The organism is Corallococcus sp. AB018, from assembly GCF_003986945.1.
Classification (GTDB): Bacteria; Myxococcota; Myxococcia; order Myxococcales; family Myxococcaceae; genus Corallococcus; species Corallococcus exiguus.
This window is the reverse complement of the sequence record NZ_RAWR01000128.1, coordinates 18,746-30,236: the sequence shown is the minus strand read 5'-3', so window position 1 is coordinate 30,236 and position 11,491 is coordinate 18,746. Positions and strand designations below refer to the sequence as shown.

Here is an 11,491-nt window from a genome sequence, read left to right as displayed (position 1 = left end):
CCACGAGCCCCCTTCACCTGGCCGTCCTCCCCATCCCATCAGCAGGTGCGCTTCCAGGCCCGGACGCGTCAGCACCACCGCCGTTCCGTCCAGATGCGCCAGCGTCACTGCGGACGTACGTCCTCCGGCCCGTCCCCAGTCGTGCACGGCGGAGACGGCGAGCGTGTAGCGCCCGGGTTCGCGGCCTCGTCCGAAGAGGAGGTGCTGAACGTCCAGCGAGAGCTCCGCGCCCATCAACCGCGCGCCCAGCACATCCGAGACGAAGGCCTCCGTGTAGAGCGGACCCAACGTGCCCGTGAGGAAGCCTCCCGCCGGGTGGTAGTCGGGGTTCGTCCGGTTGGAGTAGTGGCGCACCAGATGCGCCGACAGCAGGCTGTAGTCCTCCAGCGCTCCCAACCAGACGCCAAAGGGCGATTGGTCCGAGCCCAGCTTGAGGGCTCGCACGAGCTGGCCCCAGTCCGACGGACTGTCCCAGTCCTCACGCCGCACACGGCTCGCGCCTCGTTCGCCGCCCCACAGCCGCAACCTCAAGGGCGCGCCCAGGTTGACGCCGAGCTCCGGGCCACCGTCGAGGATGAGCGTGGGCTCGACCTGGACGAAGCCTTCATCCGCGCCTGTTCCTGCACGCGGCAGCAGCACCAGTGTGGTCGCCTCCAACCGAGTCAGCGAGTACACCGAACGTTCCAGTGAGTCCTCGGAGCCAGGCGGTGATGCAGCCCCTGCCAACACCGGCAGGAGCCACAGCCACAGCACCACCCACCGGCGGCATTCCATCGCTCTCGACTCCTGGCTGCGTCCCTGCATGGGGAGTGGAACCAGGTCATACTCGGCCGGTCCGACAGAACCGCCTGTCTAGAACCCCATCGACAGCGCGACCTGCTCCGTGCGGTTCACGTCGTCCAGCACCTGCGCGAGCTTCTCGCGGACGGCCGCGGGGGCGTCCGACCCCAGGAACAGCCGCAGCGTCGGGGAGCCCGCGTCCACGGCGTCCACGATGGCCTTCGCCGCCTTCACGGGGTCCCCGGGCTGCGTGCCGGCGGACTGCGCCACCCAGGCGCGCATGGGCCCCAGCGACTCCGCGTAGGCCGCCAGCTCCGGCATCGGCCGGAATGATGGGCCCAGCAGCTTCGTGCGGAACATGCCCGGATCCACGATGAGCACCTTCACTCCGAATGGCGCGACCTCCTTCGCCAGCGACTCGGACAGGCCCTCCAGGGCGTGCTTCGCCGCGCTGTACGCACCCGCGCCCGGGTATGGGACCAGCCCGGACACGCTCGAGAGCTGCACGAGGGTGCCCGTCCTCCGCTCCCGCATGTGCGGCAGCACCGCTCGCGTCATCGCCACTGCTCCGAAGAACAGCGGCTCGAAGGCCGCTCGCAGCTCCGCGTCGCTCGTCTCCTCCACCGCCCCCAACAGCGTGTAGCCCGCGTTGTTCACCAACACGTCGATGGCACCGAAGCGCTTCAGCGCCGCCGTGATGGACTCCTGCACCTGCTCTGGCTTCGTCACGTCCAACTGGACCGCGAGCACCCGGTCCGGGGCCCTCGCCACCAGGTCCTCCAGCGTGCGCGGGTCTCGCGCCGTCGCGACCACGCGCTCCCCTCTCGCGATGACCTCCTCCACGATGTTGCGGCCAAACCCAGACGACGACCCCGTGACGAACCAGACCTTGCCCTGTGCGCTCATGACTGCCTCCGTGGCCCATGAAGTACGCCCCGGGCCTCCGCTCCGAAACGCGTCGTCTCTGGATGCACTTTGTAGCTACGCTAAGGAATGCGCGACGACCTCTCCGGCCTGATGGCGTTCCTCGCGGTGGCTCGCAGACGCAGCTTCACCGCCGCCGCGTCGGAGCTCGGGGTCACTCCCTCCGCGGTGAGCCAGAGCCTCCGGGCCTTGGAAGTACGCGTGGGCGTGCGGCTCCTCCAGCGCACCACCCGCAGCGTGGGACTCACCGAGGCCGGCTCGCGCTTCCTGTCGCGGCTCGAACCCGCGATGCACGGCGTGCATGACGCCTTCGAGTCCCTGGGCGAGCTTCGCGACCGGCCCACGGGGCTGCTGCGCCTGACCCTGCCCCGCTACGGCTACCAGGAGGTGCTCGGCCCACGCCTGGCGGAGTTCCTCACCGCCCATCCCGACATCCGCGTGGACATCCATCTGGACGACGTGCTCGTCGACATCGTCCAGCAGGGCTTCGACGCGGGCTTCCGCATCGGTGAGCTCGTGAACCGCGAGATGATCGCCATCCCCGTCAGCGGCGACATCGTCATGCACGTGGTGGGCTCGCCAGCGTACTTCGCGAACCGCGGCAAGCCGAAGCACCCTCGCGAGCTGCGCGACCACGACTGCATCAACTACCGCAGCCGGACCACCGGCGGGCTCCTCCGCTGGGCGCTGAGCGACGGCGGGAAGCGCATCGAGGTCGCCGTCGAGGGCCGCGTGGTGTTCGATGACGCGGAGCTGGTGCTGGACGCCGCCGTCGCCGGGCTGGGGCTCGCCTATGTCCCAGAGAGCCGCATCCGGAAGCTTCTCGCGGAGAAGCGGCTCGTGCGCGTGCTCGAACCGTACTCCACCACCCTCCCCGGCTTCTTCCTCTACTACCCAAGCCGCGCCCAGGTAGCACCCAAGCTCAAGGCGCTCATCGACTTCTTCAAGCTGAAGCGGCGGCGCTGATCACGCCCGGCGGCGTCAGCCACGGGGCCGCCAGCGCTTCGGCCTCCTCCAGCAACCGCAGGCGCCGGGCGTCCTCCGGGAACGGTGCCGCCGTGCTCCGGGGGAGCGCGTCGTACGTGCGCCCGTCCAGCTCGCGCCCGGCCGCTGCATTACGCTTGCCGCCCCACTGCTTGAAGAAGAAGGCCACGCCCGCCGCGTCGCACTGCTCGCGCACCGAGCGCACCCACTCCGGGTCCAGAGGCCTCGCCTTCGCTCCGCTCTCGCCTCCGACAATCACTCCGTCGATGCCGGTGAAGTCCACCGGGCCCAGGTCCTCCAGCAGCGGCTCGATGGACAGGAAGCGCACCCGCGCGGGCGCCGCTTGCAGGTGCTTCACTCGCGGCAGGCCGTACTTGCGGTCCTCCACGCTCACGCCCCACCAGACGTTCGGCAGCCTCGCCGCGAACGCGAGCCGCGTGGACAGCAGCCGCTGCATCCGCTCCGCGCGCTTCGTCAGCACCTGGAACGTGTGCCAGTCCGCCAGCGCCATCACCCGCGCCACCGTCTCGATGTACGCCTCCGGGACGTCATCCAGGAACAGGTCGCTCATCGAGTTCACGAACACGCGCTTGGAGGCCTTCCAGCGCAGCGGCTCGGCGAGCTTCCCCGGAATCAGCTTCAGGTCGAAGCCCTGCTCGTACGGATGCCCCGGCACGCCCCGGAACCGCTCCGCGAACGTCTCCGCGTAGCAGTGCTTGCATCCGGGGCTCAGCTTCACGCAGCCGCGCACCGGGTTCCACGTCGCGTCCGTCCACTCAATCTTGGAGTTGTCAGCCATGGCGTCCGGAGGGAACACCCGGCACGCATGCCTCCATCCCCCGCTACTTCGCGGGGGGCGGCTCCTCGGGCAGCGACTTCGCCCGCTTCTCCACCGCGCGCAGCGTGTCCACCACCGCGTCGTTCTGCCCCACGCTGGCCAGGAACCCGGGGACGGAACCTCCGGGGTCCACCGTGAACTTGTAGACGACCCAGGACGTGCCCTCGCCCCTGGGCTCCACCTTCCAGCTGCCCTCGTTCAGCCGCAGGCGCACCACGTCCCGTCTGGCGGGGAACGCGTCCGGCTCCGCCTTCCAGCGCTGCTGATACACGCCCGTCCCGTCCGGCGCGACCTTCGACTCCGTCACCACGTGGCAGATGTAGTCGCGCGAGGACACCACCGGCAGGTCCAGCCGCGTGTACGTCAGCCGCCCGCCGTCATCCGTGGGCCGCACCACCCGCGACTCCTTCACGTACGGCATGAAGAGCCGGTACGACGCCTGGTCCTCCAGCGCCGCCTGGATCTGCGCGGCGCTCGTCTTGAGCTCGCCTTCCGCCCAGATGTCCTTCGCCTTCGTCCTAGGTACCTCCTGTAGCGCTTGACCTAGACGCTGATTCACTCGACACTGGCAGCCGATTTTTCGCCTTACTTGAGAATGCTCTACAACGATCTCACCTCAGCGCTTGGCTACGCGGATGCCCCGTTGTTTTGTGAGGACGATGGTGCAGGATTAGTCGCACCATCAGACCAGCACTGGCTCCGGGCTGCGCGTGCCGCAGGTGTACGAGGCAGCTACCTTTTTCGAACATCGCCAACTCCTCATGCCTTACGCCCTGCGGTACATGTCGCAGAGGCGCAAACCGTCGATGAGGCTCGCGAGATTCATCGGCGACTCTGGAATCAGGGCGTCAATCCCTTTGTCATTATCGTCCTGCCCGCTGAGGTGCGTGTCTTTACGGGCTTCGCATATCACCCTGACGCGACCCGTGAGAACCGTGGGGAGATTATTCAAGCCCAAGGTACCTTCGAAGAAATTCGGGCTGCTCTCTCTGCGTTTACCGCCGATGCGATTAATCGTGGAGATATCTGGCGAACGAATGCACGACATCTCAACTCAGAGACCCGGGTCGATACGACCCTGCTAGAGCAACTACGGCAGTTGAGCAGGATTCTTGAAAGTCGCTACGGCATTCCTGCCAGGACATGCCACTCCCTTATCGGGAAATTTGTCTACCTATCCTATCTCCGAGCTCGGGGCATTCTATCCGACAAGTGGCTCCTAGACGAGGCGCATGTCAATCCTGAGGAGATCTTCGCAGGAACAGCATTCCTTGCCGATGTAACACTGCAGTGCTTCCGAAAGGTCGCGAGAGCAGTAGAAGCCCGTTTTAACGGCCTTCTTTTCCCTGTCCCATGGGGCAGCCTTCGATCTCCGCGAGCCGAAGTCATTCGCACGGTAGCAAGGGTATTCTCCGGCGAAGACCTTCTTTCCGGGCAACTCCATCTCCCATTCACGGCCTACGACTTCTCCAGCATCCCAGTAGAGTTCTTGTCGTCAATCTACGAACAATTTCTACATTCAGAAGGACCGGAGGATGAAGAGGAAGCCGAAGATGACGTTGAGGAGTCTTCCAATCCAGAGAAGCGCGGCGCGCATTACACGCCCGAACCCCTTGCCGACTACCTCATTTCAGAGGTCGAAGCGATCCACCCACTCTTCGCTGGAATGCGGATACTGGATCCATGCTGCGGCTCTGGGGTTTTCCTCGTAGTTGCATACCGCCGCTTGGTAGAGATGGAATGCAGACTTCAAGGACGAACCACGCTCCATGCGACGGAACTGCGAGACTTGTTGCAGAGAAGTATCTTCGCCGTAGAGCGAAATAGGACAGCATGTCAAATCGCGGCCTTCAGCCTTATTCTGACACTACTCAGCTATGTTGATCCGCCGGAATTGCATGCCAGGAGAAGCTTTAAGTTTCCTTCTCTAATCGGAAGCAACCTGTTTTGTCAGGACTTCTTCGACAAAACCAAAGCCTTCTGGCGATTGCAAGACCAAGCCACAGGAAAGGCCATGGCGTTTGACTGGATCATTGGCAACCCTCCGTGGGTTGAACTCAAGGCCAATGACCCCAAGGCAAAGCATGTTCTCACGTGGTCGAAAACGCGCTCGACTGAACTCGGACTTGCACGCGCAAGAACAGGCGAGGCATTCGCTTGGCGCGTCGTTGACTGTCTCGCAAGCAACGGTGCAGTTGGGCTAATCCTGCACGCCAAGACACTCACCAACGACCACCTGGAAGAGTGGCGAAAGAAATTCTTCGGAGGGTTGCAAGTACATCGAGTCACAAACCTCGCGAACTTGGCATACGTGATTTTCCCGTCAGCACAGCAGCCAGCAACCACGCTTATCTACTCACGGAAAAGCGACCAAATCCAACCCCATGCAATTCTGCACTTCGGTCCGTTTGCTGCCAACCAAGTCACTATCAATGGCAAAGGCGCAACCGAACATCGACTATCCAGACGGAGACTTTGGACGATTGGATACTCGGAGTCTGAGGTCAAATCGATAAGCTCTTCCGAGGCTGCGACTGGCGCAGCATCCGTTTGGAAATTTGCGCTTTGGGGTAATCCGCGTGATCACCAGACAATCAAGCGTATCCGTCGTGCATTACCAACGACGCTTGGAGAACTTGCTCGTTCCCGCGGATGGAACCTTACTCTTGGTCTCCAACTACGAAGTGGTGCAGGCACAAGAGAAGAGCCGAACTCATATATCAAGGATCTAGAGGGATTGCCGGTCCTAGATCATCGGGCATTTCTAAACGCGCGGCGTAAGGGAGAATGCTCTCTCACCATCCCAGATCGATTTCTACGCCCAAACACACACGGTTGTTACGTCCGTGGAAATCGCACATCGGGTGTAGCCATCACGAAGGGACCACACCTGTTCTTGTGGACTGACTTCGCTGCATTCAGCGAAACGAGTTTCATCATCCGACATTCAAAGGTCGGGCTTGCCGGAGATACCTCGGTCGGACTGAAGGCGGTAGCGGCCGTCTGGAACTCAAGCTTCATTCCCTATTTGCTGTTCTTCCTAATGAGCTCAGAATGGGGCATCAGCTACAGCCAAATCGACAAGGGCGATGCCGAAAAGCTGCCATTCCCAGAATTGACCTCTGAACGTGAAAAGAATCTCGCCACCGCGTGGGATATTGCAGTGGCGTATGAGGTGGAGGGAGCATCGCCTAGTGCCATAAAGGAACTACTCGATCAGCGCGTCGCGGAAGCACTTGGACTACATCCATCGGTTTCTCTCGTAGCCCGGGAGTTTTTCCATGTGCGCTACCAGACAAACAAAGGAAAGAGCCCTTATCTCTTACGAGAAATGCCAAGCGAGCATGAGCTGCAAGGATATGCCGACCGGCTCAGGTCGGAACTGGATGGCTTTCTCGGAGGTAGGGCACGCCACGCGATTACCGTCCTCCGCTCCAGTAGAGGAATAAGCGTCTCCATACAAATTAGAAAATCTATCGCCCCAATTGCCACCCAGGTCCGCCTTGCTGAAAATGCAGAAGCGACTCTGCTTGAATCGCTACTAAATGCCGCCGAAAGGCACCTCTGTCAGTGGGTGTATGTCAAACAAAGCGTACGTATTTTCGATGGAGACACGATCCATCTAATCAAACCTCCACGCCGCATTGAATGGACAGAAACGCATGCGCTGACGGACGCAGACGATGTCATTGCCGAAGTGATTGAAGCCAGGAGGGAAACCTCTTGAGAACCTCAAGCCTCAGCGAGCAGTGGAATATTTACCTAGACACAATCCGCCTACACGCGCACCAACTATTGGTATGGGCGTACTCAGACGTGCGTTCTCGACTCCACGTCGCCCCTGACGAGCCGTCTCTCACAGGCATGTTGTGCGAAGGAATGAAGTTCCGCCTAGACTACCACCCGGACACACCCGACGAGTACATTCACTATACAATTGGAGATCAGGTGCCTGAGAGTCCTGGTGGGCAACTAGGCAACCACCGGCTGAGATTGGATTTATCAATAATCCGCTCCGCTGTGCGCCCGAGACTCGCATACGTATTTGAAGCTAAACGCCTGCGCACTTCGGGTCTACCTATCGGGGAATATGTTGGCGAGGGCGGCATGGGCGACTTCATTGAATGCCGCTATGCCAACGCGTGTCCCGAGGCTGTGATGATTGGCTTTTTTCACAACAAAAACATCTCATATTGGCATACCGAACTGCGCCGCGCCTTCAACGAGGACAGTGCTTCATCGGCCCCTCGCCTAGGCATCAAGTCGCATCCTACTCCTGTGGAGATACTCCCTGGATTGACCGGCGAACTTGAGAGCAACCATATCCGCACAGACAAATCATCCATGCGCCTGCTACATATTTTTCTCGATTGCAGCTCAGCGTAAGCTTGACTCAATTAAGCGGGAGCGGCAGGCAGTTCCCTTTTTGTTCTACTTCGCGGGAGGCGGCTCCACGGGCAGCGACTTCGCCCGCTTCTCCACCGCGCGCAGCGTGTCCACCACCGCGTCGTTCTGCCCCACGCTGGCCAGGAACCCGGGGACGGAACCTCCGGGGTCCACCGTGAACTTGTAGACGACCCAGGACGTGCCCTCGCCCCTGGGCTCCACCCTCCAGCTGCCCTCGTTCAGCCGCAGGCGCACCACGTCCCGTCTGGCGGGGAACGCGTCCGGCTCCGCCTTCCAGCGCTGCTGGTACACACCCGTCCCGTCCGGCGCGACCTTCGACTCCGTCACCACGTGGCAGATGTAGTCGCGCGAGGACACCACCGGCAGGTCCAGCCGAGTGTACGTCAGCCGCCCGCCGTCATCCGTGGGCCGCACCACCCGCGACTCCCTCACGTACGGCATGAAGAGCCGGTACGACGCCTGGTCCTCCAGCGCCGCCTGGATCTGCGCGGCGCTCGCCTTGAGCTCGCCTTCCGCCCAGATGTCCTTCGCCTTCGTCCCCGGACGGGGCCGGACCTTGATCACGAAGGGCTTCGTCGCCACCGTCTCCCATTCCTGCGCCCCCGCCACGCCCGCCGCCAGCACCACCGCCAGGGCCAGGCCCCACCGCCGAGTCATTCCCAACATGTGTCTGCCCTTCGGTTCCGCGCGCCGCCGGCCCTCGCGGCGCGTGCGTCACCTGTATCCCATCTTTCCGACACCCGGACGACCCGGGCCTGCCCGCGGGGCGACTCGGGCACACGGGCCGCTCGACTTTGCGTGCAAGCCTTGGCAAGCCTTGCTCCCATGGCTCCTCACTTCTCCGGTCCCCCGCCCGAACGCGGTCTGTTCTGCAACCGCACCCTCAACATGCGCGCCATCAAGGCCGTGGGCTACGACATGGACTACACGCTCATCCACTACCGCGTGGAAGCGTGGGAGCGCCGCGCGTACGAGTACATCCGCGACCGCCTGGTGGAACAGGGATGGCCCGTGGCCGACCTGACGTTCGACCCGATGCTCGCCATCCGCGGCCTCATCATCGACACCGCCAAGGGCAACCTCCTCAAGGCCAACCGCTTCGGCTTCGTGAAGAAGGCCCTCCACGGCAGCCGCCCCATGGACTTCGAGTCCCAGCGCGAGGCCTATACCCGTACCGTCATCGACCTGGCCGACCGGCGCTGGGTGTTCCTCAACACCCTGTTCTCCCTCTCCGAGGCCTGCATCTACGCGCAGCTCGTGGACCGCCTGGACGCCGGCCAGCTCCCCGGCCCCATGGGCTACGCGGACCTCTACGAGCACGTGCGCAAGAACCTGGACGCCACGCACATGCAAGGGCGCCTCAAGGCCGAAATCATCGCGGACCCCGAGCGCTACGTCATCGACGACCCGGAGACGCCGCTCGCACTGCTGGACCAGAAGAACGCCGGCAAGAAGGTGCTGCTCATCACCAACAGCGAGTGGGCCTACACCGAGCCCATGATGCACTTCGCCTTCGACCGGCACCTGCCCGAGGGCATGACCTGGCGCCAGCTCTTCGACGTGGTCATCGTCAGCGCGCGCAAGCCCGAGTTCTTCACCACGCGCTCCACCCTCTTCGAGGTGGTGGAGGCCAACGGCGAGGCGCTGCTGCGGCCGCACTCCGGACCGCTCGACAAGAACAAGCCCTACTTCGGCGGCAGCGCGCTGGAGCTGGAGCGGCACCTGGGCCTGTCCGGCGACGAAATCCTCTACGTGGGCGACCACATGTTCGGCGACGTGCACGTCAGCAAGAACGTGCTGCGCTGGCGCACCGCGCTCATCCTGCGCGAGCTGGAGGACGAGGTGCGCGCCATCGCCGCCTTCCGCGCCACCGAGGTGCGCATTGGCGAGCGCATGCTCAAGAAGGAGCGCCTGGAGGCGGAGAGCTGCCAGGTGCGCCTGGAGATCCAGCGCCGTCGCCACCATTACGGCCCCCGCTCGGACGTCGCGGAGGGAGAGCTGGTGGCGCGGCTCACGGAGCTGCGCGCGGAGCTGGAGGCGCTGGACGCGGAGCTGGGCCCCATGGCCCGCGCGGCCGGTGAGCTGTCCAACCCGCACTGGGGCCTGCTCACCCGCGCCGGCAACGACAAGAGCCACCTGGCGCGGCAGGTGGAGCGCTACGCGGACATCTACACGTCGCGCGTGAGCAACTTCCTCTTCGCCACGCCGTTCGTCTACCTGCGCAGCCCTCGCGGCAGCCTCCCGCACGACCCCAGCATCCCCGGCGGCACCCCGGTGTTCACCACCGGGGACGGCGCGGGCAGCGGCCCCGCGGAGTAGCGAAGAGCCCTCGCGGCGCCTCGCGACTACTGCGTGAGGCGCCAGAGGGCCTGCAGGTCCGCGGGCAGGTTGCTGGCCACCTTGTCCGCCTCGCCTTCGGATATCTGGTCCTGGAAGGCGCGCAGCACCGCGCGGACCACCAGCTCCGCCTGGTCCACCGGCATCTGGAGGTCCTCCGCGACGGACGCGATCATCTCCTCGCGACCGAAGCGATGGGGGTGCCGGGGGCGCTCCTCCGGCGGAGGCAGGAACTCCACCAGCATTCGCGGCAGCTGGGATTCCAGATTCCGCGCCCCGTTGGGCATGAGCCGGCGCTCCAGCGCGCTCAGCACCGACACGGCGGCGGACTCCGCGAGCGCGGGAGGCAGGGCGCTCAAATCACAGACGTGGTGGATGAACGCCGCGTAGGTGGCGCGCAGGTGGGCTTCGTGCCGCCGCGCGTGGCGTTCCTGCTTCTCGGTTTCGGTTTCATGGGCCTGGGCCATGTGGGCACACCTTGGGCGAAGGGGGGACGGGACCTCCTGGAAGGTGGTCACCGGAACGCCCGTCATCGCCCGGCAGGCAGGCGGGCCCCACCCCCTTGTGCCCCACTCCCGCCCGGCCGCCGGGGGAATCCCCTGGAAATGCCAGGGGTTACTGAACATGTGTCCAGACCTCCGAATGGAGCGGGACCTGGCGACCCGGCGCGTGGACCGGCCATGTCAGACCCCTCCCGTAGAAATGATCGCGTGAGCCACTCGACCCCGCCATCGTCTCCGTCGCGAGTCCTGGAGCAGCGCAACCTCCTGGGAGGCCTGGACCTCCTGCCCGTGATGGGCCGGGGCAACCGCAAGCGCGCGCGTCAGTTCCACGTCCCCACGGAGCGCAAGCTCGGGTTCGCCGCCGCGCTGGCGCTGGTGGTGGAGCACGGACGGGAGAAGGCCCGGGAGACGGGCACCACGTCGATGACGCGCTGCCCGCGCTGCAACCACGTGGGCCCCACGGAGCAGGACTTCGGCTTCCGCATCATGAGCCAGGGCCAGCGCCGTCCGCAGTCCTGGTGCCGGGGCTGCCGCGGCCAGCACCTGGAGCCGGTGAACGCCTCCCAGCCCCGCCCCGAGGACGGCTGGCTGTTCCCGCCGGAGACGACCACGAAGCCCAAGGCGAAGGCGGGCAAGTCCAGCAAGCCCAAGGCGAAGAAGCGCGCCCGCCGCGACAACGAAGACCTCACCTGAGCACCGGCCGCGCCTGGCGGGATTC

General features: G+C 64.3%; 10 protein-coding genes and 1 pseudogene. 5 read left to right on the top strand and 6 right to left on the bottom strand.

The window, feature by feature from the left end:
- Positions 1–774 (bottom strand): annotated as a pseudogene (locus D7Y11_RS25400) (hypothetical protein); the annotation flags it as partial.
- A gap of 78 nt (positions 775–852) precedes the next feature.
- Positions 853–1,686, bottom strand: coding sequence for an oxidoreductase (locus D7Y11_RS25395; RefSeq protein ID WP_120581385.1), 834 nt, complete (start codon positions 1,684–1,686; stop codon positions 853–855).
- 87 nt (positions 1,687–1,773) lie between these two features.
- Between D7Y11_RS25395 and D7Y11_RS25390 the strand changes: the two genes are divergently transcribed.
- Positions 1,774–2,670: a LysR family transcriptional regulator gene (locus D7Y11_RS25390; protein WP_126934992.1), complete on the top strand. Its 897-nt coding sequence runs from the start codon at positions 1,774–1,776 to the stop codon at positions 2,668–2,670.
- Here D7Y11_RS25390 and D7Y11_RS25385 read toward each other — a convergent pair.
- Positions 2,648–3,487 (bottom strand): DUF5131 family protein, encoded by an 840-nt coding sequence (locus D7Y11_RS25385; protein ID WP_126934991.1) that lies wholly within the window; start codon positions 3,485–3,487, stop codon positions 2,648–2,650. The two genes, D7Y11_RS25390 and D7Y11_RS25385, sit on opposite strands and share 23 nt — an antisense overlap.
- A 43-nt stretch (positions 3,488–3,530) precedes the next feature.
- Complete coding sequence (locus tag D7Y11_RS25380; RefSeq protein ID WP_233607390.1) at positions 3,531–4,085, bottom strand: SRPBCC family protein; 555 nt, start codon at positions 4,083–4,085, stop codon at positions 3,531–3,533.
- Positions 4,086–4,121: 36 nt separating this feature from the next.
- Here D7Y11_RS25380 and D7Y11_RS25375 point away from each other — a divergent pair, with 36 nt between their 5' ends.
- Entirely contained in the window at positions 4,122–7,253 is a 3,132-nt protein-coding gene (locus tag D7Y11_RS25375; protein ID WP_126934990.1) for a class I SAM-dependent DNA methyltransferase, read from the top strand.
- 380 nt (positions 7,254–7,633) lie between these two features.
- On the top strand, positions 7,634–7,912 hold the full coding sequence (locus tag D7Y11_RS25370; RefSeq protein ID WP_126934989.1) for a hypothetical protein: 279 nt from the start codon (positions 7,634–7,636) through the stop codon (positions 7,910–7,912).
- A gap of 45 nt (positions 7,913–7,957) precedes the next feature.
- On the opposite strand, the gene D7Y11_RS25365 is transcribed toward D7Y11_RS25370, so the two are convergent.
- Entirely contained in the window at positions 7,958–8,599 is a 642-nt protein-coding gene (locus tag D7Y11_RS25365) for an SRPBCC family protein (RefSeq protein ID WP_126934988.1), read from the bottom strand.
- A 159-nt stretch (positions 8,600–8,758) separates the two neighbouring features.
- Here D7Y11_RS25365 and D7Y11_RS25360 point away from each other — a divergent pair, with 159 nt between their 5' ends.
- A complete protein-coding gene (locus D7Y11_RS25360) occupies positions 8,759–10,252 on the top strand; it encodes an HAD-IG family 5'-nucleotidase (protein WP_121755025.1) in 1,494 nt (497 codons plus the stop codon).
- Between the two features lie 26 nt (positions 10,253–10,278).
- On the opposite strand, the gene D7Y11_RS25355 is transcribed toward D7Y11_RS25360, so the two are convergent.
- The gene (locus D7Y11_RS25355; RefSeq protein WP_120597815.1) at positions 10,279–10,737 is read right to left on the bottom strand and encodes a DUF2267 domain-containing protein; all 459 of its coding nucleotides are present in this window, start codon (positions 10,735–10,737) and stop codon (positions 10,279–10,281) included.
- Positions 10,738–10,950: 213 nt separating this feature from the next.
- Between D7Y11_RS25355 and D7Y11_RS25350 the strand changes: the two genes are divergently transcribed.
- Positions 10,951–11,466, top strand: a complete 516-nt coding sequence (locus D7Y11_RS25350) for a hypothetical protein (RefSeq protein ID WP_120579736.1) — start codon at positions 10,951–10,953, stop codon at positions 11,464–11,466.
- Positions 11,467–11,491: the final 25 nt, after the last annotated feature.